This window comes from Streptomyces sp. NPDC048185, from assembly GCF_043202495.1.
Lineage (GTDB): Bacteria > Actinomycetota > Actinomycetes > Streptomycetales > Streptomycetaceae > Streptomyces.
The window spans coordinates 160,715-186,932 of record NZ_JBIDAN010000016.1; the positions used below are offsets into that span (position 1 = coordinate 160,715).

At 70.8% G+C, this 26,218-nt stretch carries 24 protein-coding genes and 1 pseudogene; 21 read left to right on the forward strand and 4 right to left on the reverse strand.

The window, feature by feature from the left end:
* Nucleotides 1-98 precede the first annotated feature (98 nt).
* On the forward strand, nucleotides 99-1,703 hold the full coding sequence (locus ACGF3H_RS33920) for an ABC transporter substrate-binding protein (RefSeq protein WP_362494315.1): 1,605 nt from the start codon (nucleotides 99-101) through the stop codon (nucleotides 1,701-1,703).
* 66 nt (nucleotides 1,704-1,769) lie between these two features.
* On the opposite strand, the gene ACGF3H_RS33925 is transcribed toward ACGF3H_RS33920, so the two are convergent.
* Both ACGF3H_RS33925 and ACGF3H_RS33930 read right to left on the reverse strand, forming a co-directional pair.
* A complete protein-coding gene (locus tag ACGF3H_RS33925) occupies nucleotides 1,770-2,441 on the reverse strand; it encodes a response regulator transcription factor (RefSeq protein ID WP_003977171.1) in 672 nt (223 codons plus the stop codon).
* 23 nt (nucleotides 2,442-2,464) lie between these two features.
* Complete coding sequence (locus tag ACGF3H_RS33930) at nucleotides 2,465-3,448, reverse strand: RecB family exonuclease (protein WP_362494317.1); 984 nt, start codon at nucleotides 3,446-3,448, stop codon at nucleotides 2,465-2,467.
* 173 nt (nucleotides 3,449-3,621) lie between these two features.
* On the opposite strand from ACGF3H_RS33930, the gene ACGF3H_RS33935 reads away from it, so the two are divergent.
* From ACGF3H_RS33935 to ACGF3H_RS33945, 3 genes are all read left to right on the forward strand, one after another.
* On the forward strand, nucleotides 3,622-5,223 hold the full coding sequence (locus tag ACGF3H_RS33935) for a site-2 protease family protein (RefSeq protein ID WP_362494320.1): 1,602 nt from the start codon (nucleotides 3,622-3,624) through the stop codon (nucleotides 5,221-5,223).
* 64 nt (nucleotides 5,224-5,287) lie between these two features.
* Entirely contained in the window at nucleotides 5,288-6,190 is a 903-nt protein-coding gene (locus ACGF3H_RS33940; RefSeq protein WP_362494323.1) for a tRNA (adenine-N1)-methyltransferase, read from the forward strand.
* A 270-nt stretch (nucleotides 6,191-6,460) separates the two neighbouring features.
* A complete protein-coding gene (locus ACGF3H_RS33945; protein WP_362494326.1) occupies nucleotides 6,461-7,039 on the forward strand; it encodes a hypothetical protein in 579 nt (192 codons plus the stop codon).
* Between the two features lie 85 nt (nucleotides 7,040-7,124).
* On the opposite strand, the gene ACGF3H_RS33950 is transcribed toward ACGF3H_RS33945, so the two are convergent.
* Nucleotides 7,125-7,430: a ferredoxin gene (locus ACGF3H_RS33950; protein ID WP_362494328.1), complete on the reverse strand. Its 306-nt coding sequence runs from the start codon at nucleotides 7,428-7,430 to the stop codon at nucleotides 7,125-7,127.
* A gap of 246 nt (nucleotides 7,431-7,676) precedes the next feature.
* On the opposite strand from ACGF3H_RS33950, the gene arc reads away from it, so the two are divergent.
* From arc to prcA, 6 genes and pseudogenes are all read left to right on the forward strand, one after another.
* Nucleotides 7,677-9,443, forward strand: coding sequence for a proteasome ATPase (arc, locus tag ACGF3H_RS33955; RefSeq protein WP_362494330.1), 1,767 nt, complete (start codon nucleotides 7,677-7,679; stop codon nucleotides 9,441-9,443).
* Nucleotides 9,444-9,673: 230 nt separating this feature from the next.
* Nucleotides 9,674-11,185, forward strand: a complete 1,512-nt coding sequence (gene dop / locus ACGF3H_RS33960) for a depupylase/deamidase Dop (protein ID WP_362494332.1) — start codon at nucleotides 9,674-9,676, stop codon at nucleotides 11,183-11,185.
* 178 nt (nucleotides 11,186-11,363) lie between these two features.
* Nucleotides 11,364-11,582 carry a ubiquitin-like protein Pup gene (locus ACGF3H_RS33965; RefSeq protein ID WP_016325855.1) on the forward strand — a complete coding sequence of 73 codons (219 nt, stop codon included), beginning with the start codon at nucleotides 11,364-11,366 and terminating at the stop codon, nucleotides 11,580-11,582.
* A 127-nt stretch (nucleotides 11,583-11,709) separates the two neighbouring features.
* A pseudogene (locus ACGF3H_RS33970) lies at nucleotides 11,710-11,843 on the forward strand (recombination endonuclease VII); the annotation flags it as partial.
* Complete coding sequence (gene prcB, locus ACGF3H_RS33975) at nucleotides 11,795-12,640, forward strand: proteasome subunit beta (RefSeq protein ID WP_362494334.1); 846 nt, start codon at nucleotides 11,795-11,797, stop codon at nucleotides 12,638-12,640. The pseudogene ACGF3H_RS33970 and the gene prcB, both read left to right, overlap by 49 nt.
* A 66-nt stretch (nucleotides 12,641-12,706) precedes the next feature.
* On the forward strand, nucleotides 12,707-13,468 hold the full coding sequence (prcA, locus tag ACGF3H_RS33980) for a proteasome subunit alpha (protein ID WP_362494337.1): 762 nt from the start codon (nucleotides 12,707-12,709) through the stop codon (nucleotides 13,466-13,468).
* A 67-nt stretch (nucleotides 13,469-13,535) separates the two neighbouring features.
* On the opposite strand, the gene ACGF3H_RS33985 is transcribed toward prcA, so the two are convergent.
* Entirely contained in the window at nucleotides 13,536-14,546 is a 1,011-nt protein-coding gene (locus ACGF3H_RS33985) for a LacI family DNA-binding transcriptional regulator (RefSeq protein ID WP_362499967.1), read from the reverse strand.
* Between the two features lie 107 nt (nucleotides 14,547-14,653).
* Here ACGF3H_RS33985 and ACGF3H_RS33990 point away from each other — a divergent pair, with 107 nt between their 5' ends.
* The 11 genes from ACGF3H_RS33990 (at nucleotide 14,654) to ACGF3H_RS34040 (ending at nucleotide 26,116) form a co-directional block, all read left to right on the forward strand.
* Nucleotides 14,654-15,913 (forward strand): MFS transporter, encoded by a 1,260-nt coding sequence (locus ACGF3H_RS33990; RefSeq protein ID WP_362499968.1) that lies wholly within the window; start codon nucleotides 14,654-14,656, stop codon nucleotides 15,911-15,913.
* Nucleotides 15,914-15,922: 9 nt separating this feature from the next.
* Complete coding sequence (pafA, locus tag ACGF3H_RS33995) at nucleotides 15,923-17,284, forward strand: Pup--protein ligase (RefSeq protein WP_003977186.1); 1,362 nt, start codon at nucleotides 15,923-15,925, stop codon at nucleotides 17,282-17,284.
* Between the two features lie 150 nt (nucleotides 17,285-17,434).
* Nucleotides 17,435-18,436: an FKBP-type peptidyl-prolyl cis-trans isomerase gene (locus tag ACGF3H_RS34000; protein WP_362499969.1), complete on the forward strand. Its 1,002-nt coding sequence runs from the start codon at nucleotides 17,435-17,437 to the stop codon at nucleotides 18,434-18,436.
* A gap of 67 nt (nucleotides 18,437-18,503) precedes the next feature.
* Nucleotides 18,504-18,875 carry an FKBP-type peptidyl-prolyl cis-trans isomerase gene (locus tag ACGF3H_RS34005; RefSeq protein ID WP_362499970.1) on the forward strand — a complete coding sequence of 124 codons (372 nt, stop codon included), beginning with the start codon at nucleotides 18,504-18,506 and terminating at the stop codon, nucleotides 18,873-18,875.
* Between the two features lie 126 nt (nucleotides 18,876-19,001).
* Entirely contained in the window at nucleotides 19,002-19,955 is a 954-nt protein-coding gene (locus ACGF3H_RS34010; RefSeq protein ID WP_362499971.1) for a WYL domain-containing protein, read from the forward strand.
* Between the two features lie 18 nt (nucleotides 19,956-19,973).
* Entirely contained in the window at nucleotides 19,974-21,062 is a 1,089-nt protein-coding gene (locus tag ACGF3H_RS34015) for a WYL domain-containing protein (RefSeq protein WP_362499972.1), read from the forward strand.
* A gap of 56 nt (nucleotides 21,063-21,118) precedes the next feature.
* Nucleotides 21,119-21,352: a phage terminase large subunit family protein gene (locus tag ACGF3H_RS34020; protein WP_228754024.1), complete on the forward strand. Its 234-nt coding sequence runs from the start codon at nucleotides 21,119-21,121 to the stop codon at nucleotides 21,350-21,352.
* A gap of 48 nt (nucleotides 21,353-21,400) precedes the next feature.
* Nucleotides 21,401-21,595, forward strand: a complete 195-nt coding sequence (locus tag ACGF3H_RS34025) for a hypothetical protein (RefSeq protein ID WP_362499974.1) — start codon at nucleotides 21,401-21,403, stop codon at nucleotides 21,593-21,595.
* 266 nt (nucleotides 21,596-21,861) lie between these two features.
* A complete protein-coding gene (tatA, locus tag ACGF3H_RS34030) occupies nucleotides 21,862-22,140 on the forward strand; it encodes a Sec-independent protein translocase subunit TatA (RefSeq protein WP_225636670.1) in 279 nt (92 codons plus the stop codon).
* Nucleotides 22,141-22,232: 92 nt separating this feature from the next.
* Nucleotides 22,233-23,138 carry a twin-arginine translocase subunit TatC gene (gene tatC / locus ACGF3H_RS34035; protein ID WP_362499975.1) on the forward strand — a complete coding sequence of 302 codons (906 nt, stop codon included), beginning with the start codon at nucleotides 22,233-22,235 and terminating at the stop codon, nucleotides 23,136-23,138.
* 170 nt (nucleotides 23,139-23,308) lie between these two features.
* Nucleotides 23,309-26,116 carry a DEAD/DEAH box helicase gene (locus ACGF3H_RS34040; RefSeq protein WP_362499976.1) on the forward strand — a complete coding sequence of 936 codons (2,808 nt, stop codon included), beginning with the start codon at nucleotides 23,309-23,311 and terminating at the stop codon, nucleotides 26,114-26,116.
* The last annotated feature ends 102 nt before the right edge of the window (nucleotides 26,117-26,218 follow it).

The window sequence follows — 26,218 nt, forward strand, 5'->3', positions numbered from 1 at the left end:
AATCTCGTCGCGAGAACCTCAGCCACTACCCCCGTGATCGGCCAGCGACACCCCTGCATGCCGCATACACGGACCGACAGCTCTGGAGATTTTCGAGCATGAACCGCAAGACTTTGGTGCTGCCGGCCGTCGTCGGCCTGCTCGCCCCGGTACTCGCCGCCTGCGGCGGGTCCGACGGCGGCAGCGGCGGCGGGGACGCGATCGTCGTCGGCACCACGGACCGGTTCACCGCCTCGAAGGAGGCTCCCGCGCCCCTCGACCCGGCGTACGCCTATGACGTCGGCTCCTGGAACCTGCTGCGCCAGACCGTGCAGACGCTGATGATCCAGCCCCGCGGCGACGGCGAACCGGTGCCCGAGGCGGCCGAGAAGTGCGGCTTCACCGACACCGGCAACGAGCGCTACGCCTGCACCCTGCGCGACGGACTGAAGTTCGCCAACGGCGACGCCGTCACGGCGGCCGACGTGAAGTTCTCCATCGAACGCGCCCTGTCCCTCAAGGCCGACAGCGGTGTGTCCGGCCTGCTGTCCACCGTCGACACCGTGGAGACCCAGGGCGACCGCGAGGTCATCTTCCACCTCAACACCGCCGACGCGACCTTCCCGTTCAAGCTGTCGACCCCGGTCGCCGGCATCGTCGACTCCGACGACTACGACAAGGGCAAGCTGCGCGAGGGCTTCGAGATGGACGGCTCCGGTCCGTACACCATGAAGGCCGAGGTGAAGGACGGCGCGCTGGCCAAGGCGGTGTTCACCAAGAACCCCAACTACAAGGGGGCCCTCGAGGTGAACAACGACAAGGCCGAGGTCGTCTCCTTCGCCGACGCCGATGCCATGGGCGCGGCGCTCGAGAAGGGCGACATCGACCTCATGTCCCGTGCGATGACGCCGGACCAGATCCGGAAGCTCTCCAACGACACGGGCGGCGACGTCGACCTGATCGAGATGGCCGGTCTCGAGATCCGCTACCTGGCCTTCAACACCAAGGCGCAGACGGTGAAGACGAGGGCGGTCCGGCAGGCGATGGCCCAGCTCATCAACCGCAGCGAACTGATCTCGAATGTCTACGGCTCGCAGGCCGAACCGCTGTACTCGCTGGTGCCCGCCACCATCACCGGCCACTCGAACTCGTTCTTCAACCAGTACGGCGACCCGAGCGTCGCCAAGGCCAAGTCCCTGCTGGAGTCCGCCGACGTCTCCACGCCGGTGAAGCTGACCCTGAACTACACCACCGACCACTACGGCGCGGCCACCAAGCAGGAGTTCGAGCAGCTCCAGAAGCAGCTCAACGACAGCGGTCTGTTCCAGGTCGACATCCAGGGCACGCCCTGGGACAAGTTCCGCCCGGCCGAGCTGAAGGGCCAGTACGACGTCTTCGGCATGGGCTGGTTCCCGGACTTCCCGGACGCCGACAACTTCCTGGCGCCGTTCCTCGACAAGGAGAACTTCCTCAACTCGCCGTACGTGAACTCCGAGATCAACAACGAGCTGATCCCGGCGTCCCGGCGCGAGGCCGACCGGCTGTCCGCCGTGGACAGCCTGACCGCCATCCAGGACGCCGTAGCCACCGACGTCCCGATGATCCCGCTGTGGCAGGGCAAGCAGTACGTCGCCGCCCGGGACGACGTCACCGGCACCGCCTACGCGCTCAACTCCGCCTCCTCGCTGCAGCTGTGGGAGCTGTCCCGTGGTGTGAGCGGCTGACGCACCCCGACAAGCCGAAGGGCGCCCTCCTCCCGGACGGAAGAGGGCGCCCTTCGGGCTTCCCGGCTACTGCGCGCCGGGACGCACCAGCCCGCTCTCGTACGCGTACACCGCGGCCTGCACCCGGTCGCGCAGCCCGAGCTTGGTCAGCACGTGCCCGACGTGCGTCTTGACGGTGGTCTCGCTGACGAACAGGTCGGCGGCGATCTCCGCGTTGGACAGACCGCGTGCCACCAGCTTCAGGACCTCCACCTCACGGTCGGTCAGCGTGTGCAGGGTGTCCGGCACCGGCTCGTCACCGGAGGGCAGGTGCGTGGCGTACTTGTCGAGCAGCCGCCTGGTGATGCTCGGCGCGAGCATCGCCTCGCCGTTCGCCACCACGCGGATCGCCTGCACCAGTTCGTTGGCCGGGGCGTCCTTCAGCAGGAACCCGCTGGCACCCGCCTTCAGCGCCTCCACCACGTACTCGTCGAGGTCGAAGGTGGTCAGCACCAGTACCTTGGCCGGGCCGTCCCGCTCCGGACCGGTGATCTGCCGGGTCGCCTCCACACCGTCCATCCGCGGCATGCGGATGTCCATGAGGACCACATCGGGCTGCAACGCCCGCACCTGGTCGAGGGCCTGGAGGCCGTCGCCGGCCTCGCCGACGACCGCGAGGTCCTGCTCCGCCTCCAGAATCATCCGGAAGCCCGTGCGCAGCAGCGGCTGGTCGTCGACCAATAGGACGCGGATGGCCACGTGAGTCTCCTTCTCGCCAGGCCCTAGTCCGGCCCCATTCTGCCCTGTTCGGCGGCGCCCGACTCGGCCGCCCTCACCGGCAGCGGATAGGGCGGGGGAGTGCCGCCGAACTCGGGGCAGTGCGCCTGGTGGTCGCACCAGCCGCACAGCTTGGTGGGGCGCGGCCGCCAGTCACCGGTCTCGGTCGCCAGCCGGATGGCCTCCCACAGGGCCAGCAGCTTGCGCTCGACACGCTCCAGGTCGGCGAGGACCGGGTCGTAGGTGAGCACGTCGCCGCTGCCGAGATAGACGAGCTGCAGCCGTCGCGGCACGACCCCCTTCAGCCGCCACACCACCAGCGCGTAGAACTTCATCTGGAACAGCGCGCCCTCGGCGTACTGCGGCCGGGGTGCCTTGCCCGTCTTGTAGTCGACGATCCGCACCTCGCCGGTGGGGGCCACGTCGACCCGGTCGATGATGCCGCGCAGCCGCAGCCCGGAGTCCAGCTCGGCCTCGACGAAGAGCTCCCGCTCGGCGGGCTCCAGCCGGCTCGGGTCCTCCAGGGTGAACCAGCGCTCGACGAGTCCCTCCGCCTCGGCGAGCCAGCGTGCCATCCGCTCGCCCTCCGGGTCGTCCGCGAACAGCTCTCCCACCTCGGGCCTGGTCTCGCGCAGCCGGTCCCACTGCCCGGGGATCAGCGCCTTGGCCCGCGGCGGCGTGCGCTCGGCCGCCGGCGCGTCGAAGAGCCGTTCGAGCACCGCGTGCACGAGGGTGCCTCGGGTCGCGGCCTCGCTGGGCTTCTCCGGCAGCCGGTCGATCACCCGGAACCGGTACAGCAGGGGGCACTGCATGAAGTCGCCGGCCCGCGACGGCGAGAGCGAGGCGGGAGCCTGGGCGACGGGCACGGGTGCCGGTGGCCGTGGGCCGGCGGCGACCGGCGCGCCCCCGGCCGCTTCCGCTGCCTGTGCCGCTGCCGCCGGGGCGGAGCCGCCGGCGTCCTCCGCGACATCCTCGATGCTCGTCTCCATGCCCACAGACCTTACGGCCCGACACTGACAGTGACCCAGCCGCGCCCGTCACCCGTGCGACGGACGGACGGGCACCGGGTGCCGAGGCGGAACGGGCCGCGAGGGCCGCATACCATCGACACCAGACCCTCCCGCACGGCAGGCGCGGGAAACGCTTCGAACGAGGGGACACCGTGGACGTGAGCGGCGGGAACGGGCACCCGCGGTCCGGCAGCGACGAGCCGACCGACCCCCACGCGGGGTCGACGGCCCCGGGCCCCGCACACCCGGAGCCCACGGCTGCCGACACGCCCGGGGAACACCCCGCGCCACAGCCCCGCGGCACCGCAGGGGATCCCTCGGGCCGGTCACCGACAGTAGGCGAGGGCACCGGGGGACGGGCGGACTCCCCGGCGGCCGAACCGCTGGAGCCCCCACCCCCCGCCGGGGACGCCCCCGCGTCGAACAGAACGGGCGGACCCGCCCCGCACGAGCCCACCCCGCAGCCCCCGGCAGCGCGGGACGACGGGGCCGGCCGGGCCGCGGGCGCCGGTGTCCCGCCGGCCGGACCGGACCCCGGCCACCAGGCACGTGCCGAGGCCCGCACCGGCGGCGGCCCGGGGCGGCCCCCGCAGCGCCGCCCCGAGCCCGGAGGCGGACTGCTGATGGGGCGGCCCTTCGGCGTGCCTGTCTACGTCGCGCCGAGCTGGTTCCTGGTGGCCGCCCTGATCACCTGGGTGTTCGGCGGCCAGCTCGACCGGGTCCTGCCCGAGCTCGGCGCCGCACGCTACCTGGTCTCCCTCTTCTTCGCGGTGGCCTTCTACGCCTCCGTCCTCGTCCACGAACTGGCCCACACCGTCGCCGCCCTCCGCTTCAAGCTCCCCGTGCGTCGCATCCAGCTCCAGTTCTTCGGCGGCGTCTCGGAGATCGAGAAGGAGGCCGAGACCCCCGGCCGCGAGTTCGTGCTGGCCTTCGTCGGCCCCCTGCTCTCCCTCGTCCTCGCCGGCGTCTTCTACCTCGCACTGCTGGCCGTCGAGCCGGGCACCGTCCCCGGCGTCCTGCTCGCCGGCCTGATGGTCTCCAACCTCATCGTGGCCGTCTTCAACCTGCTCCCGGGGCTCCCCCTCGACGGCGGCCGGATGCTCCGCGCCGTCGTCTGGAAGATCACCGGCAAGCCGATGAGCGGCACGGTCGCCGCCGCCTGGGTCGGCCGGGCACTCGCCGTCTCCGTCCTGATCGGGCTGCCGCTGCTCACCCAGTCCGGAGCGCTCGGCTCCGGAGCCGTGGACAACGTCGGCATGGACACGCTGATGGACGCCCTGCTCGCCGCCATCCTGGCCGCGATCATCTGGACCGGCGCCGGCAACAGCCTCCGCATGGCCCGCCTGCGCGAGCACCTGCCCGAGCTGCGCGCCCGCGCCCTCACCAGGCGCGCGGTCCCCGTCCCCGCCGACACCTCGCTCTCCGAGGCGCTGCGCCGCGCCAACGCCTCAGGAGCCCGCGCCCTGGTCGTCGTCGACGCCGAGGGCAGGCCGCTCTCCCTGGTCCGCGAGGCCGCCATCGTCGGCGTACCCGAGCACCGCCGCCCCTGGGTCATGGTGAGCACGCTCGCGCAGGACATCACCGACGGCATGCGCGTCTCGGCCGAGCTGACGGGCGAGGAACTCCTCGACGCGCTGCGGGCCGCCCCGGCCACCGAGTACCTGGTGGTCGAGGACACCGGGGAGATCTACGGCGTCCTGTCCGCGGCCGACGTCGAGCGCGCCTTCGTCAAGGCCATGGCCCGCCCCAGCTGAACGCGCCGTCGCCCCGTCCCCTCCGCCGGTCAAGCGCCCCGCGGGGAACCGGTAGGCTGGTCACATGTCCGAACCGACCGGTGCCGCCCGCAGGCGCGGGCCCTTCAAGGTCGGGGACCAGGTTCAGCTGACCGACCCCAAGGGCCGCCACTACACGTTCACGCTCGAGGCCGGGAAGAACTTCCACACCCACAAGGGTTCCTTCCCCCACGACGAACTGATCGGTGCTCCCGAGGGCAGCGTTGTCCGCACCACCGGTAACGTCGCCTATCTCGCGCTGCGCCCCCTGCTCCCCGACTACGTCCTGTCCATGCCCCGCGGGGCAGCCGTCGTCTACCCGAAGGACGCGGGGCAGATCCTCGCCTTCGCCGACATCTTCCCCGGCGCGCGCGTGGTGGAGGCCGGTGTGGGCTCCGGCTCGCTCAGCAGCTTCCTCCTCCGCGCCATCGGCGACCAGGGAATGCTGCACTCCTACGAGCGCCGCGAGGACTTCGCCGAGATCGCCCGGCAGAACGTGGAGCGCTACTTCGGCGGCCCGCACCCCGCCTGGCAGCTCACCGTGGGCGACCTCCAGGACAACCTGTCCGACACCGACGTCGACCGGGTCATCCTCGACATGCTCGCCCCGTGGGAGTGCCTGGACGCCGTCTCCAAGGCGCTCGTCCCCGGCGGCATCCTGTGCTGCTACGTCGCGACCACCACCCAGCTCGCGCGGACCGTCGAGTCCATCCGCGAGATCGGCTGCTTCAACGAGCCGACCTCCTGGGAGACGATGATCCGCAACTGGCACGTCGAGGGCCTGGCCGTACGCCCGGACCACCGGATGATCGGCCACACCGGCTTCCTGCTCACCGCCCGCCGTCTCGCCGACGGCGTCGAGCCGCCCATGCGCCGCCGCCGCCCCGCCAAGGGCGCCTACGGCGAGGACTACGACGGCCCCAACGCCGGCGGAGGCTCCGGCCGCTGAGGCGGCCCCTGCCGCACACAACGTCCATGCGCCGTGGTGGAGTTTCCGGGGGTGTCCGGGAACTCCACCACGGCGCCGCCGCGTTGGCGGCCGGCCGGACCGCCGGAGGTGCCGCCGGCCGCGGCCACCGTGCGGCGCCGTGCCCCGCATCCCGGGCCCGGCACCGGGCGAAACGCGAGCGAGTACCCACCCCGCCGTTCCCCCGCACTGTGACGTGTGGCACGATGCTGGCCACCCCCACCGGTACAGCCCTCACAGGAGACACTCCTCGTGCAGCACCCCGCCGTTCCGGACCTGTCGCACACGCACACCCGGCCGATCCACTGGGTCGCCACCGCCACGGCCCTCGCCGGAGTCGTGGCCCTGTCCTCGGTCCTGCAGCCCGACGCCGCGACGGCGGCCCAGGCCGCCGGGCCGGAATCGAAGACCGCCCCGGCGCACGGCACGGCGCCCGACGCGGCGGCCGTCGCCTTTCCCCTGGACTGCGGTCCGGTCAGGGCCCTGGTGCAGAAGAAGGCGTCCGGCGACCTCGACGGCGACGGCCGGCCCGAGACGGTGGCCGTCGTGCACTGCGACGCGCCCATGGGCACCCCGCCCGACGGCGTCTACGTCGTCACCCGCGGCGCCGACGGTGGCAAGTCCCGTGTGGTCGCCACCCTGGTGGATCCCGAGGAGCGCCGGACGGTCACGGACTTCTCGGTGCGCGGCGGTGCCGTCCTCGCGACGCTCCTCGGCTACTCGTCGGCCGACGTGCCCAGTTGCTGCCCGGACGTCACCGACCACGTGAAGTGGCAGTGGAAGAACGGCGCGTTCGTCCGCGAGACGCCGTCCCAGGCGCGGGCCGTCTGAACGACAGAGCTCTCCTGAGGAGGCGCCTGGGGGTGTGACCCGACGCACAGCGGTCACTGTGCGTGCCGATTACGTCACAGTTCGGTCACTCTGCGTCCGGGCCGTAGATCTCTGTCCTGTCCGAAACGCGACGTACATGGATGCACTCGCCCGGACACTCCTTCGCCGAGTCGACCACGTCCGTCAGGAGCGGCAACGGCACGGGCGTTGTCGCGCCCTTGGCCTGCAGGAGCTCGTCGTCCGCGCCCTTCACGTAGGCCAGACCGTCGATGTCCAGCTCGAACACCTCGGGCGCGTACTGCGCGCAGATGCCGTCGCCGGTACACAGGTCCTGGTCGATCCAGACCTCGAGGGCCTCGCCGTCGACTCCGGCCTCCTGCTGCACACTCATTGCTTCCTGCCGTTTCCTGCGTCGAGCCGGTCGGGAATCCGGCCAGCTCTGACGGGTGTTGAACGCTTCGACCCTACCCCCGCCTGGGTTCCCGTCACGTTCCGTGGGTATTCCCCTGGCGTGAGGGAGAGCGCAAGGGTGAAGATCGGACACACCCCGACAGTCTTTGTGATCTAGGGGTTTCAATCGACACCCACCCAGGTAGGGTCTGGAAGCGTCCAGCTCCCCTTGGAGGAGGTGAGGACCGTGGCAGCCCACGACGACGACATGAACCGCGGCATCCGCCCGGGACGCGGGTCCGAGGACCCGGCCGGGCAGGTGGCCTACCTTGAGCAGGAGATCGCCGTCCTGCGACGCAAGCTCGCCGACTCTCCGCGGCACACGAGAATTCTCGAAGAGCGGATCGTCGAGCTGCAGACCAACCTGGCCGGCGTGTCCGCTCAGAACGAGCGACTCGCCGGCACACTCCGCGAGGCCCGCGACCAGATCGTGGCCCTCAAGGAGGAGGTCGACCGGCTGGCCCAGCCACCGGCAGGCTTCGGTGTGTTCCTGCAGGCCAACGAGGACGGCACCGCCGACATCTTCACCGGCGGCCGCAAACTCCGGGTGAACGTCAGCCCGAGCGTCGAGCTCGACGAGCTCCGGCGCGGCCAGGAAGTGATGCTCAACGAAGCCCTCAACGTGGTCGAGGCCATGGAGTACGAGAGCGTCGGCGACATCGTCACCCTCAAGGAGATCCTGGAGGACGGCGAGCGCGCCCTCGTACTCGGGCACACCGACGAGGAGCGCGTGGTCCGGCTCGCCGAGCCGCTGCGGGGCATCACCATCCGCCCCGGCGACGCCCTCCTGCTCGAACCCCGCTCCGGATACGTCTACGAGGTCGTTCCCAAGAGCGAGGTCGAGGAACTCGTCCTCGAAGAGGTCCCCGACATCGGCTACGAGCAGATCGGTGGCCTCGGCGGACAGATCGAGGCCATCCGGGACGCGGTCGAGCTCCCCTATCTCTACCCCGACCTGTTCCGGGAGCACGAGCTGCGTCCGCCCAAGGGCGTCCTGCTCTACGGGCCCCCCGGATGCGGCAAGACGCTCATCGCCAAGGCCGTGGCCAACTCGCTGGCCAAGAAGGTCGCCGAGGTGACCGGCCAGGCCGCCGGCAAGAGCTTCTTCCTCAACATCAAGGGACCCGAGCTCCTCAACAAGTACGTCGGCGAGACCGAGCGGCAGATCCGCCTCGTCTTCCAGCGTGCACGGGAGAAGGCCAGCGAGGGCACCCCCGTCATCGTCTTCTTCGACGAGATGGAGTCCCTCTTCCGCACCCGCGGCTCCGGTGTCAGCTCGGACGTGGAGAACACCATCGTCCCGCAGCTGCTCGCCGAGATCGACGGTGTGGAGGGCCTGCAGAACGTGGTCGTGATCGGCGCCTCCAACCGTGAGGACATGATCGACCCCGCCATCCTGCGGCCCGGCCGGCTCGACGTGAAGATCAAGATCGAGCGTCCGGACGCCGAAGCGGCCAAGGACATCTTCGGCAAGTACCTCACCGAGCGCCTCCCGCTCCACGAGGACGACCTCATGGAGCACGAGAAGGACAAGGCGGCCACCGTCCAGAGCATGATCCAGACGGCGGTGGAACAGATGTACGCCGAGTCCGAGGAGAACCGCTTCCTGGAAGTCACCTACGCCAACGGAGACAAGGAAGTCCTCTACTTCAAGGACTTCAATTCCGGCGCCATGATCGAGAACATCGTCGGCCGCGCCAAGAAGATGGCGATCAAGGACTTCCTGGAGAAGAACCAGAAGGGCCTTCGCGTCTCCCACCTCCTCCAGGCGTGCGTGGACGAGTTCAAGGAGAACGAGGACCTGCCCAACACCACCAATCCGGACGACTGGGCCCGCATCTCCGGAAAGAAGGGCGAGCGGATCGTGTACATCCGTACGCTCGTCACCGGAAAGCAGGGTGCGGACACCGGACGCTCCATCGACACGGTGGCGAACACCGGTCAGTACCTGTAAAAGGCAGGGCGGCTGCGGGTGCCCTCGGTGGGTACCCGCAGCCGACTGTTTTTCGGGGGCCACGGCTGGAGCAAGGCAATGACGCAAATGATCTCCCCACCAGCGCAAAGGCGTTCTAGGCTCTTCCGTACCGCCGAGTCGCGCAGTGCGGGGACGGGCACCGCACACGCACCGGAGCGCCACGTGAGCGGCGCCCACGACCGAGGGCGCCGCCGGGCAAGGAGGGCCGCATGACCGTACGGCGAGTAATGGGCATCGAGACGGAGTACGGGATCTCCGTCCCCGGTCACCCCAACGCCAATGCCATGCTCACCTCGTCCCAGATCGTCAACGCCTACGCGGCGGCGATGCACCGGGCCCGCCGGGCTCGCTGGGACTTCGAGGAGGAGAATCCGCTGCGGGACGCGCGAGGCTTCGACCTCGCCCGGGAGGCCGCCGACAACAGCCAGCTCACGGACGAGGACATCGGCCTGGCCAACGTGATCCTCACCAACGGAGCACGGCTCTACGTCGACCACGCCCACCCCGAGTACAGCGCTCCGGAGGTCACCAACCCGCGGGACGCCGTGCTGTGGGACAAGGCCGGCGAGCGCATCATGGCCGAGGCGGCCGAGCGGGCGGCCCAGCTCCCCGGCGCCCAGCCGATCCACCTGTACAAGAACAACACCGACAACAAGGGCGCCTCCTACGGCACGCACGAGAACTACCTGATGAAGCGGGAGACCGCCTTCTCGGACATCGTGCGCCACCTGACGCCCTTCTTCGTCTCCCGCCAGGTCGTCACCGGCGCCGGCCGCGTCGGCATCGGCCAGGACGGGCACGAGCACGGCTTCCAGCTCAGCCAGCGCGCCGACTACTTCGAGGTCGAGGTCGGCCTGGAGACGACGCTCAAGCGGCCCATCATCAACACGCGCGACGAACCGCACGCGGACGCGGAGAAGTGGCGCCGCCTGCACGTGATCATCGGCGACGCGAACCTGTCCGAGATCTCGACCTACCTGAAGCTGGGCACGACGGCCCTGGTCCTGTCCATGATCGAGGACGGCTTCATCGCCGTCGACCTGGCCGTGGACCAGCCCGTACGCACCCTGCACCAGGTCTCGCACGACCCGTCCCTCCAGCACCTGATCACCCTCCGCAGCGGGCGCACCCTCACGGCGGTGCAGCTCCAGATGGAGTACTTCGAGCTGGCGCGCAAGTACGTCGAGGAGCGGTACGGAGCGGACGCCGACGAACAGACCAAGGACGTCCTGGGCCGCTGGGAGGACACCCTCAACCGGCTCGAGAACGATCCGATGAGCCTCGCCGGCGAGCTGGACTGGGTCGCCAAGCGGGAGCTCATGGAGGGCTACCGGCGCCGGGACGACCTCGACTGGGACGCCGCCCGCCTCCACCTCGTCGACCTCCAGTACGCCGACGTGCGGCCCGACAAGGGCCTGTACAACCGGCTGGTGGACCGTGGCCGCATCAAGCGGCTGCTGGACGAGACGGAGGTCGAGCGGGCCCGTACGAAGCCCCCGGAGGACACCCGGGCGTACTTCCGCGGGCGCTGTCTGGAGCAGTACGCGGACGACGTCGCGGCGGCCTCCTGGGACTCGGTGATCTTCGATCTGCCGGGACGGGACTCCCTCCAGCGGGTCCCGACCCTGGAACCGCTTCGCGGAACGCGTAATCACGTCAAGGAGCTCCTGGACCGCTGCCGCACCGCGGACGACCTGGTCAGGGTCCTGTCAGGCGGGTGACGGCGCCGAGCGGGTACACGGGAGAAGACCGCCGGACAGGGTGAAAGTCACCGGGTCCGGGAACCATCGAGATGGCCCCCGTACGTTGGAGAAACTGCGGGGCCGATGTCGGACCCGGCTTGTAGGGTCTGATCTTGACCGAGCAACTGTGTCGGGCGAACCGAGCGGGGTGAGGGTTATGGCGACCAAGGACACCGGCGGCGGGCAGCAGAAGGCCACGCGTTCCACCGAGGAGGTCGAGGAGCAGGCGCAGGACGCGCAGGCCTCCGAGGACCTCAAGGAGCGCCAGGAGAAGCTCAGCGACGACGTGGACTCCGTCCTGGACGAGATCGACGACGTCCTCGAGGAGAACGCAGAGGACTTCGTGCGCTCCTTCGTGCAGAAGGGCGGCCAGTAGGCCTGTTCCCCCTCGTGGCCCAGGCCCGGGGACGGACGAGCAGTACGTGAGATGTCGCGCGCGGTGCGGGTCACGCCCGTGCCGCGCGCGGCCCGCAACGGGGGGCCAAGGCGTTCGTTCCGTGGTTCCCGCCGAGTATGTGGATCACCGCCGCAGGGCGGGTAGGGTCCGTGGCATAGCTGACTAGCTGACGCATACGTGGAAGGAATCGCGTGGAAGCCAACACTCGTAGCACCGGGCGTCTGCCAGCTGCCTTCCTGACGCCTGGGTCCTCTTCGTTCATGGACTTCCTGGGGGAGCACCAGCCGGAGCTGCTCCCGGGCAACCGGCAGCTGCCGCCGGTCCAGGGCGTCGTCGAGGCGCCGCACGGCACCACGATCGTGGCCGTGACCTTCCCCGGCGGCGTCGTGCTCGCCGGTGACCGGCGCGCGACCATGGGCAACATGATCGCGCAGCGGGACATCGAGAAGGTGTTCCCGGCCGACGAGTACTCGGCGGTGGGCATCGCCGGCACGGCGGGCCTGGCCGTGGAGATGGTGAAGCTCTTCCAGCTGGAGCTCGAGCACTTCGAGAAGGTCGAGGGCGCGCAGCTGTCCCTGGAGGGCAAGGCGAACCGTCTGTCGACGATGATCCGCTCCAACCTGGGCATGGCGATGCAGGGGCTGGCCGTGGTGCCGCTGTTCGCGGGGTACGACGTGGACCGCGGCAAGGGCCGCATCTTCTCGTACGACGTGACGGGCGGGCGCTCCGAGGAGCACCACTACGCGACGACGGGGTCCGGCTCGATCTTCGCGCGCGGGGCGATGAAGAAGCTCTTCCGTGAGGACCTGAGCGAGGAAGAGGCCACGACGCTCGTGGTCCAGGCGCTGTACGACGCGGCGGACGACGACTCGGCGACCGGCGGTCCCGACGTCGCGCGCCGGATCTATCCGATCATCACTGTGATCACCGAGGACGGCTTCCGCCGGCTGACCGAGGACGAGAGCTCGCGGCTCGCCCGCTCGGTCCTCGACCGGAGGCTGGAGCAGCCCGACGGCCCGCGGGCCGCCCTGCTGTAGCGGCCGGGCCGCGCCGTGCTGATGACAGGTGGTCCAGTGACTTCGACAGAAAGGGACGGATAACCGGTGTCGACGCCGTTCTATGTCTCACCCCAGCAGGCGATGGCCGACCGGGCGGAGTACGCCCGCAAGGGCATCGCCCGTGGCCGCAGCCTGGTCGTGCTGCAGTACGCCGACGGCATCGTGTTCGTCGGCGAGAACCCGTCCCGTGCGCTGCACAAGTTCAGCGAGATCTACGACCGGATCGGCTTCGCGGCCGCCGGCAAGTACAACGAGTACGAGAACCTGCGCATCGGCGGTGTGCGCTACGCCGACCTGCGGGGTTACACCTACGACCGGGACGACGTGACGGCCCGGGGACTCGCCAACGTGTACGCCCAGACGCTGGGCACGATCTTCTCCAGCTCGGCCGAGAAGCCGTACGAGGTGGAGCTGGTCGTCGCCGAGGTCGGGGACAGCCCCGAGGGCGACCAGATCTACCGGCTGCCGCACGACGGCTCGATCGTGGACGAGCACGGCTCGGTCGCGGTCGGGGGCAACGCGGAGCAGATCAGCGGCTACCTGGACCAGCGGCACCGCGACGGCATGACGCTGGCCGAGGCGCTGAAGCTGGCGGTGCAGGCGCTGTCCCGCGACACGAACGGCAGCGAGCGGGAGATCCCGGCGGAGCGGCTGGAGGTCGCCGTGCTGGACCGTACGCGGCCGCAGCAGCGGAAGTTCAAGCGGATCGTGGGGGGCCAGCTGTCGCGGCTCCTGGACGGGGGAGCGAGCGCGGGCGGGGCCGGGTCCAAGGCCACGCCCGAGGAGGAGGACGGGGCGGAGGAGTAGTCCGCCGCCCCCTCGCCGTCGGCCGCCGCGGGACGCCCGCGGCGGCCTCCGCATGTCCACCCACCGCTCATCGCGGTGGTGCCGTGGAGCCCCGTACGACCAGGTTCACCGGGATGTCCCCGGCCTCGGGGACCTGGCCCTCCAGGACGGCCAGCAGGGCACGCATCCCGCGTTCGCCGAAGAGCTCCGCGTCCAGGCGGACCGTCGTCAGCTCGGGATCGATGGCGGTGGCCAGGCCGAGGTCGTCCAGGCCGGTGACCGACAGGTCGTCGGGGACGCGGAGCCCCGCCCGGCGGGCCGCCTTGTAAGCCCCGGCCGCCAGCTTGTCGTCGTCGCAGACCAGCGCCGTCGGACGGGGGCCGGGCCCCGCGAGCGCGGCCTCGGTGGCCGTCAGGGCGTCCTCGATCGAGATCGGGGCCCTGGCGGTACGCAGCGTGGTGCCGGGGACGGCGTCCAGCCGCGCCGCGAGCTCCCGCGCGCGGACCTCGAACGTCCAGGACGGGACGTCCGCCGCGAGGTGCAGGAAGCGGCGGTGGCCCAGCCGCAGCAGGTGCTCCGCGATCTGGCGGATGGCGTCCGCGATGTCCAGGTTGACCGTCGCCGCCCCCAGGCTGCCCTCCGGGTCGCTGTCCAGCATGACCAGCGGAAGCTGATCGCCGCGGATGGCGGAGAGCGCGTCGGCGGCCATGGAGGAGGCGATGACGCCGTCCAGGGCGGCCTGCGCCGAGGCGAAGGGGTCCCGGGCGGGCCCGACGCCCTCGGGGGAGGGATAGAGGACCACTCCGAAGCCGTGCTCGGCGGCGACGCGCGCGGCACCGGTGTAGACGCCGGCGAAGAACTCGGTGGTCAGCGCGGGGACGACCAGAAGGACCGTGCGGGTGCTGCCCAGGCGGAGGTTGCGGGCGGCGAGGTTCGGGCGGTAGCCGAGCGCGTGGGCGGCGTCGCGGACGCGCTGCGCCGTGGGCTCCGACACCCGGCCGCGCCACTTGTCGCCGAGGACCAGGGAGACCGCCGCCTGGGAGACACCGGCGGCCTGGGCGACGTCCCGGCTCGTGGGGCGGGTGCTGCCTCGTGCCACCGTTCGCCTGCGCTTTCGTCTGGACTCGTGAACAGCCGACATGGTACGTATGGCCCTGGACGTTATACGTAAAACCTCGTCGAGGTCTCATGCGAAGGGGGTGGGGCGTGGTCGCCGGATACCTGGACATCCTCCGGGCGCGGCACGCCGTACGGCTGCTCGTCGGCACGCTCGTGGGGCGGCTGCCCAACGCCACCGCGGCGATCGCGATCGTGCTGTTCGTGCGGGCCGAGGGCGGCTCGTACAGCCTCGCGGGGGCCCTGGCCGCCGTCTACGGGGTCGCCAACGCCGTCGGACAGCCCGTGCTGGGACGGCTCGTCGATCTGCACGGACAGCCCCGGGTGCAGCTGCCGGCCGCGGTGCTGTCGGGGCTGGCCATGGCCGTCTTCGCCTTCGCCGGTACCGGGCAGGCGGCCCTCGCGTACGTGGCCGTGGGCGCCTCGGGACTGTTCACGCCCCCGCTGGAGGGCGGGCTGCGCGCTCTGTGGCCGAGTGTGCTCCGCGAGGAGGGCCAGGTGCACTCGGCGTACGCCATGGACGCCGTGGCCCAGGAGGTCATGTTCACCGTCGGGCCGCTGCTGGTGACGGTGTGCGTGTCGCTGTGGTCGCCGCTGGTGGCGCTGCTCGTGCTGAACGCGGTGGGCGTGCTCGGTGCCCTGTCCGTGGTCGTGTCGCCCCCCTCGCGCGCGTGGCGGTCGGCTCCGCGCGAGGCGCACTGGCTGGGTGCGCTGCGTTCGTCCGGACTGCTGGCACTGCTGGGGGCCTTCCTGTTCATCGGGATGGCGCTCGGGTCCATCACCGTGGCCTCGGTGCCCTACGCGGACGAGCACGGCGGTGACGCCGTCTACGGCTGGCTGATGGCCGCGCTGGGGCTCGGTGCGCTGGTCGGCGGGACCGTCTACGGGGCCCGGCAGTGGGCCGGTGACCCGGCGCGGCGACTGAGGTACCTGGTGGCCCTCCTGGCGGTGTGTTACCTGCCGCTGATGCTGATGCCGGGCGCGTTCGCCATGGTGCTGCTGACCGCGGTCGCGGGGGTCTTCCTCGCGCCGTGCATCGCCTGCGCGTTCGTCCTGGTGGACCTGCACGCGCCGCGGGGCACGGTGACGGAGGCGTTCTCGTGGCTGGTGACGACGTTCACCGTGGGTGCCTCGGTGGGCACGGGCCTCGCCGGGCCGGTCGTCGAGGCGGGCGGGGCGCTGTGGGGCTTCGCCGTGCCCGGGGCGGCCGGCGCCGTGTCGCTGCTCGTCCTGGCCTGCACGGGACGGGTCCTCGCAGCTCCCGCCCGGACAGCGGTGGTTGCGGCTTCACCGGAAAATGATCCAAACCGTGCCGTCGAACCCCGTTTCAGTTCGGGTCATCAGGCGTAATGTTCAGTCATGGACCGCCGCATTTTCGGGCTGGAGAACGAGTACGGCGTCACGTGCACGTTCAGGGGACAGCGCCGCCTGTCGCCTGACGAGGTGGCGCGGTACCTCTTCCGCCGTGTCGTGTCATGGGGCCGCAGCAGCAATGTCTTTCTGCGCAACGGCGCCCGCCTCTATCTCGACGTGGGATCACATCCGGAATACGCGACACCCGAATGTGACAACGTGACCGAACTCGTCACCCACGACAAGGCGGGCGAGCGCATTCTCGAAGGACTCCTGGTGGACGCCGAACGACGCCTGCACGAGGAGGGAATCGCGGGCGACGTCTACCTCTTCAAGAACAACACCGACTCCGCGGGAAACTCCTACGGCTGCCACGAGAACTATCTGGTCGCCCGGCACGGGGAGTTCTCCCGGCTCGCGGACATCCTCATTCCGTTCCTGGTGACGAGGCAGCTGCTCTGCGGGGCCGGCAAGGTGCTGCAGACGCCGCGCGGCGCCGTGTACTGCGTGAGCCAGCGGGCCGAGCACATCTGGGAGGGCGTCTCCTCGGCGACGACCCGGTCCCGGCCGATCATCAACACCCGCGACGAGCCGCACGCCGACGCCGAGCGCTACCGGCGCCTGCACGTCATCGTGGGCGACTCCAACATGTCCGAGACGACCATGCTGCTCAAGGTCGGCGCCACCGACCTGGTGCTGCGCATGATCGAGGCGGGCACGGTGATGCGCGACCTCACCCTGGAGAACCCGATCCGGGCCATCCGCGAGGTCAGCCACGACATCACCGGGCGGCGCAAGGTGCGCCTGGCCAGCGGCCGGGAGGCGTCCGCGCTGGAGGTGCAGCGGGAGTACTACGAGAAGGCCGTGGACTTCTGCGAGCGCCGCGGCATCCGCACCGGCACCGTCGAGCGGGTGCTCGAGCTGTGGGGCCGCACGCTGGACGCGATCGAGGCCGAGGACCTCGACCGGATCGGCACCGAGATCGACTGGGTCATGAAGTACAAGCTCCTCGAGCGGTACCGGGCCAAGCACAACATGACCATGTCCCACCCGCGGGTCGCCCAGATAGACCTCGCCTACCACGACATCCACCGTCGTCGTGGCCTGTACTACCTGCTCGAGAAGAAGGGCCAGGCAGCCCGGGTCGCCAACGACTTGAAGATCTTCGAGGGCAAGTCCGTACCGCCGCAGACCACTCGGGCCCGGCTGCGCGGCGACTTCATCCGGCGGGCCCAGGAACAGCGCCGGGACTTCACCGTCGACTGGGTCCACCTCAAGCTCAACGACCAGGCGCAGCGCACCGTGTTGTGCAAGGACCCGTTCCGTTCGGTGGACGACCGGGTGGAGAAGCTGATCGCCGGAATGTGACCGGAAGGAACCGAGAAGGCGTCCGCGCCCGAAGCACCCGGAACGCCACACGGGCACCGTACGTTATCCGTACGGTGCCCTTCTCACGCCGTAGAGTTGCGCGCACGCCAGCAGACAAGATCGACCGATACCGATTACGAGGCCCCCACCGTGCGCCGACGCTCCCTCCTCATCGCCGTTCCCGCCGGACTGGTCACGCTCGCCGCATGCGGCGACGAGGACGCCGGCTCGAGCAAGGCCAGCGACAGCGCGTCGCCCAAGGCGTCGGACACGTCCGCGCCGCCGCGCCCGAAGATCGTCGACGGCCCGCTGCCGGCGATCACGGCGGGCAAGGAGTTCGGTCAGAAGCCGACGGTCGCCAAGGGCAGCGGCGAGCCGTCCAAGGACCTCGCGGTGAAGACGGTGATCGCCGGCGGCGGCAAGGCCGTCGCGGAGAACGACTTCCTGGTGGCCGACTACCTGGGCCAGATCTGGGACAGCGCCAAGGTCTTCGACAACTCCTACGACCGCAAGACGCCGATCGTCATCCAGCTGGCGCAGGGCACCATCATCGACGGCTGGCGGTACGCGCTCGCCGGCAAGAAGACCGGCAGCCGCGTGGAGTTCTCCGTCCCGCCGGCCTACGGGTACGGCGATCAGGGCAGCGAGCAGGCGGGCATCAAGGGCACCGACACCCTGGTGTTCGTGGTCGACATCAAGGACACCTTCAACGCCAAGAGCTCCGCCAAGGGCGAGAAGGTCCCGCAGGACGACGAGGCGCTGCCCCAGGTCGGCACCAACACCGACGGCACGGCACCCTCCATCGAGGTGCCCGACACCGCCGCGCCGAAGAAGCTCGTGGCGAACTACGTCATCGAGGGCGACGGGCCCGAGGTCGGCGCGCAGAACACCGTGCTCGTGCAGTACAAGGGCGTCGTGTGGGACGGCGGCAAGGAGTTCGACTCCACGTACAGCCGGAAGCAGCTGACGTCCTTCTCGCTCCAGCAGGTCGTCAAGGGCTGGTCGCAGGGCCTGACCGGCAAGAAGGTCGGCAGCCGCGTCCTGATCGTCATCCCGCCGGACCTGGGCTACGGCGACAACCCGCCGGAGGGCAGCGGCATCGAGAAGGGCTCGACGCTGGTCTTCTCGGTCGACATCCTCGCGGCGATGTGATCCGCGGGGATGTAAGACTTGGGCGTTGCCTTCCGACAGACAAGACAGACAAGCAGGAGCCAGAGACGTGAGCATCGACAAGCCCGAGATCGACTTCCCCGGCGGCGAGCCCCCGGCGGACCTCGAGATCAAGGACATCTGGGAGGGTGACGGCCCGGTCGCCGAGGCCGGTCAGACCGTGACCGTCCACTACGTGGGCGTGGCCTTCAGCACGGGCGAGGAGTTCGACGCCAGCTGGAACCGCGGTGCCCCCTTCCGCTTCCCGCTCGGCGGCGGCCGTGTCATCCAGGGCTGGGACCAGGGCGTGCAGGGCATGAAGGTCGGCGGCCGCCGGCAGCTGACCATTCCCGCCCACCTCGCCTACGGCAACCAGAGCCCGACCCCGGCGATCCAGCCCGGTGAGACGCTGATCTTCGTGGTGGATCTGCTCGGAGTCTGACCGACGTCCGATCGGAGCCGGTCATTCGGGGCCCATGCCTGGTCGGGCATGGGCCCTCGGCTTTTGCCGCGCCACCGCGGGGCGGTACGGTCATCCGTCGTAAGCACCATAGGGAGAAGGGCGTCGATGGCCATTGCCAAGGCCGAGCGGCTGATGAACCTGGCGCTGTGTCTGCTCGGGACGCGGCGGCCACTCAGCAAGCGCGAGCTGCGTGACTCCATCGAGGCCTACCTCGAGGCGGGATCCGACGACTCCTTCAACCGCATGTTCGAGCGGGACAAGGACGACCTGCGGGAGCTCGGCCTGGTCATCGAGACCGTCGAGGGCCTCGACGGCGAGATCGGCTACCTGGCGCGCCGCGACAGCAACCGACTGCCGCCCATCACCCTCGACGCCGAGGAGGCCGCCGCCCTCGGGCTCGCCGCCAAGGTCTGGCAGCAGGCCAGGCTCGCCGGGGCGGCCAGCGGCGCGCTGCAGAAGCTGCGGGCGGCCGGGCTGCCCGAGGACGTCGACCCGTACGAGGCGCACAGCGCTCTCGAGCCGCGCATCCCGGTGCACGAGGCCGCCTTCGAGCCGCTGATGCTCGCCTGCCGCGACCGCCGGCCCGTGCTCTTCGAGTACCGCAAGGCCAACGCCGCACAGCCCGAGCCCCGGCACGTCGAGCCGTGGGCCCTGGAGTGCTGGCGCGGCCACTGGTACCTGGCGGGCTTCGACCGCGACCGCGGCGCCGAGCGGGTGTTCCGGCTGTCGCGGATCACCGGCAAGGTGCGCTCGCGCGGGGCGCGGTTCACCGCCCCCGTGCCCGACGTCGTCACCGTCCGTGAGACGGTCGCGAGCTGGGCGGGGGAGACCGCCGACCGTTCCGCGCTGATCCGGCTGCGCGCCGGCGCGGGCTACCCCCTTCGGGCGAAGGCCACCGCCGTGCGGGAACTCGGCGACGGCTGGGACGAGTTGCAGGTTCCGTACGGGCACGGCCTGGACGCCTGGCTGGTGGAGTTCGGGCCGGACGTGGTGGTTCTGGAGCCCGCGGAGCTGCGCGCGGACGTGGTGGACCGGCTGCGTGCCGTGGCCAAGGGCTGAGGGGGAGCGGACAACACAGTGGCAGGCAAACCGGTCAGGCCCGTGAACGCCATCGACCAGACCCGACGGATGCTGTCCCTGGTGACGTATCTGCGCGAGCGCCCCGGCGCCCGTGTGGAGGACGTCGCGCGTGCCTTCGGCATCACCGAGGACGAGCTGGTCTCCGACCTCGACGTGCTGCCCATGTGCGGCACCAGCTTCCGCGGCGGCGATCTCCTCGACATCGACACCGACGGCGAGCGCATCTGGTGGCACAACCCCGCGGCCCTCGGCGCGGACGCCGCCGAGCCGCTGCGGCTCGCCGCCGACGAGGCCACCGCACTGCTCGTCGCCGCCCGCGCGGTGGCGACCCTGCCCGGTCTGCGGGAGAGCGACCGGCAGGCGCTGCTGCGGGCGACCGCCAAGGTGGAGACGGCGGCCGGCGAGGCCGCGGGCGCCAGTTCGCGCCTGTCCGTCACCTTCGAGTCCGAGGGCGGTGTCTTCGCCGACGTCGACCGGGCGATCTCCGAGCGCCGGCGCCTGTGGATCCGCTACTACTCGCCGGCCCGCGACGAGCTCACCGAGCGCGAGATCGACCCCATCCGCCTCGTCAGCGTGGGGCACACGTACGTGGAGGCCTGGTGCCGCCGCTCCGAGGCCCGGCGCACCTTCCGGCTCGACCGGGTCGCCGAGATCCGCATCCTCGACGAGCCCGCCGCGCCGCCGGAGGTGGAGCTGCGGGACCTGTCCGAGGCGCTGGTGCAGCCCGCCGCCGAGGACCCCGAGGTCGTCGTGGAGGTCGGCCCGGGCGGACGCTGGGTCGCCGAGTACTACCCGCACGACAGCGCACAGGAGCTGCCCGACGGCGGCCTGCGCATCACCCTGCGCACGCCCGACCCGGCGTCCCTGCGGCGGCTGGCGCTCCGGCTCGGGCGCGACGGCCGGATCGTGTCCCCGCCCGAACTCGCCGGCAGCGCCCGGCAGGCCGCCCGTGAGGCGCTCGCGGCGTACGACGGGATCGAGGCCGTCGCGGCGCACGGCGCGCGGCCGGCACCGGAGACCGAGGCGGGGCAGACGGTGCCCGACGGGCCGGGCACCGGGTGCGACAGGCAGGAGCGGGGACTGTGAGCGAGACGACAGGGCCGGGTCTGCAGGGTGTGACGGCGGCGTCGGCGTTCGCCGGCATGAGACGCGTCTCCCCGGTCGTCTTCAGGGCCGGCTGCCCGGACTGCCGGGGCCGCTTCGAACTCGCCGCCGGCGCCCTGCGCCTGGCCATCGGCGCCACGAGCCGCACCACGTTCTACTCCTTCACGTGCCCGGAGTGCGGGTCCGCCGTCCGCAAGCCCGCGGGGGAGCGGATCGTGGAGCTGCTCACGGGCGGTGGGGTCAGGACCCTGCGGCTGCACTCCACCGTGTGACCGGCCGGGGTGCACGGCCGGCCCAGGGGACGGTCTAGGCTCGGCGTCATGTTCTGGCCGATGTTCGCGGTTGCCGTGGGTTTTCTGGGTCTCGCCGTCCTCGCGGTGTTCGCTGTAAGGGTGTTCGTGGAGGCGCAGCGGCTGGGCCGGCAGGTGGCGGACTCGGCGTCCCGCATCAACCGGGCCGCCGCGGACCTGGAGCGCGCCGCGGAGAGCGCCGCCCGCTCCGTGGACGCCCTGTGAGCCCGGCCGCATTCCGGGAGTGACCCGACGGGTGCCCTCCGTCGCATTCCGGGAGGGCTTCGCCCTGTCACCGCGCAGGTTCCGGAAGGTACGCTGCTGATCGCGGTCCGGAAAACGAGGCCCGGACGCGGACGGGAGTACGCACGGGGATTGCCTCACGTTTACCCCTGAGCGTTACGATCGCTGCACAACACGATCGGTCGGACACCTGTCCGACGGGTCGGACAGCACCCCACCCAGCCGCCTCGGTGAGAAGGTAAAGACTTATGGGAAGGCTCGGACCTACCGAGATCATTCTTATTCTCGTCGTCATCATCCTGTTGTTCGGCGCGAAGAAGCTCCCGGACATGGCACGTTCGCTCGGCAAGTCCGCGCGCATCCTCAAGTCCGAGGCGAAGGCGATGAAGGACGAGAACAAGTCCGCCGCCCCCGCCGACCCGCCGAACCCCGAGCAGGCCGCGACGCAGCGCACCATCCAGGCCGCCCCCGGTGACGTGACCAGCTCGCGCCCGGTCACCGAGCCGACGGACACGACCAAGCGCTGACGCAGGGCCGGTGGCGACCGGCCCGCCGCACGAGATGAGGATGTGGGTTGCTCAAGCCTGCCCGCAAGAGAGAGAAGGATCCCGAGGGGCGGATGCCCCTCGTGGAGCACCTGCGCGAGCTGCGCAACCGGCTCGCGAAAGGCATGCTGGCGATCACGGTCGTCACCGTGGTGGCGGTCTTCTACAGCCAGCAGCTGATGACCTTCCTCATGGACCCCGTGCCGCGCTGCACCGACGGACTGGGTGAGTCGACCGGCGGCGCCTGCGCCGTCATCGCCTACACCGACCTGCTGTCGCCCTTCACCACCACGGTGAAGGTGTGCCTCATGGCGGGCATCGTTCTCTCCAGCCCGGTCTGGCTCTTCCAGCTCTGGGCGTTCGTGGCGCCGGGTCTGCACAAGCACGAGCGGAAGTACACGTACTGGTTCGTGGCGGCGGCCGTACCCCTCTTCCTGGGCGGTGGCTGGCTCGCGTACACGATCATGCCGGTCAGCATGCGCGTGCTGCTGGGGATCACGCCGGACGGTTCGGCGAACATCCTGCCGATGGACAAGATCCTTGACTTCATCGTCCGGATGATCCTGATCTTCGGCGGCGCCTTCGAGCTGCCCCTGGTGCTCGTGATGCTCAATGTCGCCGGTGTCGTCACCGGACGCAGGATGGCCGGCTGGTGGCGCGGCATCGTGATGGGCGTCTTCGTCTTCGGCGCGGTGGCGACGCCCACCACCGACCCCGTCGGCATGATCGCGCTCGCCGGGCCGATCGTCGTCCTGTACTTCCTGGCGGTCGGGTTCGCCGTGCTCAACGACAAGCGCCGGCACCGCGCCGACCCCGACGCGGAGCTCGACGACGACGAGGCGTCGCAGCTCGATCTCACGCCGGAACCGGTCGACGCCGTCGAACCCGTGACGACGTCGCGGGCCCTGCCCCAGCAGGCGAGCGGGGCCGTCGACGGCACTCCGTCGGCCAGGTACAACGGCTACGACGACGTGACCTGACCCGGCCGGGACAGCGGCAGACGTGAGGGGCCGGGGCGGACGCCGTCCGGCCCCTCACGCGTGGGGCCTGCGGGACGAAGGTCACATCCCGGGCGAGGCGGCAGCATCCGGGCCCGGGTCGGATAAAGATCGTCCTGTTGTCAGTGGGGCCCGGTACGCTCGAAAGTACGATGACAGAGGATCTCTCACCGGCCGAGCGGTACGCGGCAGCCCGTCAGCGCGCTGCCGAGCAGGCCACCGCACTCGCGTCCTTCCGCGAGATGTACGACTTCGGCCTCGACCCCTTCCAGATCGAGGCCTGCCAGGCCCTCGAGGCCGGCAAGGGCGTGCTGGTCGCCGCCCCCACCGGCTCCGGCAAGACGATCGTCGGCGAGTTCGCCGTCCACCTCGCCCTCCGGCAGGGCAAGAAGTGCTTCTACACGACCCCCATCAAGGCCCTGTCGAACCAGAAGTACGCCGACCTCTGCCGCCGCTACGGCGCCGACAAGGTGGGCCTGCTCACCGGCGACAACAGCGTGAACTCGGACGCCCCGGTGGTCGTGATGACCACCGAGGTCCTGCGGAACATGCTGTACGCGGGCTCGCAGACCCTCCTCGGCCTCGGGTACGTGGTGATGGACGAGGTGCACTACCTCTCCGACCGCTTCCGCGGCGCCGTGTGGGAGGAAGTGATCATCCACCTCCCCGAGTCGGTGACCCTGGTGTCGCTGTCGGCGACCGTGTCGAACGCGGAGGAGTTCGGCGACTGGCTGGACACGGTGCGCGGCGACACCCAGGTGATCGTCTCCGAACACCGCCCGGTGCCGCTGTTCCAGCACGTGCTGGCCGGACGCCGCATGTACGACCTGTTCGAGGAGGGCGAGGGCCACAAGAAGGCCGTCAACCCCGACCTCATGCGCATGGCCCGCATGGAGGCGACCCGCCCCTCCTACCAGGACCGCCGCCGCGGCCGGCACATGCGTGAGGCCGACCGCGAGCGCGAACGCAGGCAGCGCTCCCGCATCTGGACGCCGGGCCGGCCCGAGGTCATCGAGCGGCTCGACGCCGAGGGCCTGCTGCCCGCGATCACGTTCATCTTCAGCCGCGCCGCCTGCGAGTCCGCCGTCCAGCAGTGCCTGCACGCCGGTCTGCGGCTCAACGACGACGAGGCGCGCGCGAAGGTACGCGCCCTGGTCGAGGAGCGCACCGCCTCCATCCCCACCGAGGACCTGCACGTCCTGGGCTACTACGAGTGGCTGGAGGGTCTGGAGCGGGGCATCGCCGCCCACCACGCGGGCATGCTGCCGACCTTCAAGGAGGTCGTCGAGGAGCTCTTCGTGCGCGGCCTGGTCAAGGCCGTCTTCGCCACCGAGACCCTCGCCCTCGGCATCAACATGCCCGCCCGCTCCGTGGTGCTGGAGAAGCTGGTCAAGTGGAACGGCGAGCAGCACGCCGACATCACTCCCGGCGAGTACACGCAGCTCACCGGCCGGGCCGGCCGGCGCGGCATCGACGTCGAGGGGCACGCCGTCGTGCTGTGGCAGCGCGGCATGAGCCCGGAGCACCTCGCCGGGCTCGCCGGCACCCGCACGTACCCGCTGCGCTCCAGCTTCAGGCCGTCGTACAACATGGCGGTCAACCTGGTCGAGCAGTTCGGCCGGCACCGCTCGCGGGAGCTGCTGGAGACCTCCTTCGCGCAGTTCCAGGCCGACAAGTCCGTCGTCGGGATCTCCCGGCAGGTCCAGCGCAACGAGGAGGGGCTGGAGGGCTACAAGGCCTCCATGACCTGCCACCTCGGCGACTTCGACGAGTACGCGCGGCTGCGCCGCGAACTGAAGGACCGCGAGCTGGAGCTGGCCCGGCAGAGTGCCGGCCAGCGGCGCGCCGAGGCCGCCGCGGCGCTGGAGAAGCTGAAGCCGGGCGACGTCATCCACGTGCCGACGGGTAAGTTCGCCGGTCTCGCCCTGGTGCTGGACCCGGGCCTGCCCGCCGGGCGTTCCAACGGCCACCGCGGCTTCGAGCACCACGACGGACCCCGCCCGCTGGTGCTGACCGCCGAAAGGCAGGTGAAGCGGCTGGCGTCGATCGACTTCCCGGTGCCCGTCGAGCCGCTGGAGCGGATGCGGATCCCGAAGTCCTTCAACCCCCGCTCGCCGCAGTCCCGCCGGGACCTCGCCTCCGCGCTGCGCACCAAGGCCGGGCACATTCCGCAGGAGCGGGTGCGCAAGAAGAAGTCCCAGGCGGCCGACGACCGGGAGATCGCGCGGCTGCGCAAGGCCATCCGCGCCCACCCCTGTCACGGCTGCGACGAGCGGGAGGACCACGCCCGCTGGGCCGAGCGCTACCACCGGCTGCTGCGTGACACCTCCCAGCTGGAGCGCCGGATCGAGGGACGGACGAACACCATCGCCCGTACCTTCGACCGGATCGTCGCCCTGCTGACCGAGATGGACTACCTGCGCGGTGACGAGGTCACCGAGCACGGCAAGCGGCTCGCCCGGCTGTACGGGGAACTCGACCTGCTCGCCAGCGAGTGCCTGCGCGAGGGCGTCTGGGAGGGGCTCTCCCCGGCCGAACTCGCCGCCTGCGTCTCGGCGTTGGTCTACGAGTCGCGGGTCGCCGACGACGCGATGGCGCCGAAGGTGCCCTCCGGCAGGGCCAAGGCGGCGCTCGGCGAGACGGTGCGCATCTGGGGCCGGCTGGACGCCCTGGAGGAGGAGTTCCGGATCAGCCAGACCGAGGGTGTCGGCCAGCGCGAGCCGGACCTGGGCTTCGCCTGGGCCGCCCACGAGTGGGCGTCCGGCAAGGGCCTCGACGAGGTGCTGCGCGAGGCGGAGATGCCGGCCGGCGACTTCGTGCGCTGGTGCAAGCAGGTCATCGACGTCCTCGGCCAGATCGCGGCGGCCGCACCCCGCGAGGGCTCGACGGTGCCGAAGAACGCGCGCAAGGCGGTCGAGGGGCTGCTGCGCGGAGTGGTCGCCTACTCGTCCGTGGGCTGACCGGCAGCTCACCGGCCCGGCAGGGCGTGGTCCGGCTCCCCGCACAGGGGGCGGGCCCGCGCCGTGCCGGGCCTTCGTGCGTCAGCGTCCCGGCGCCACGAT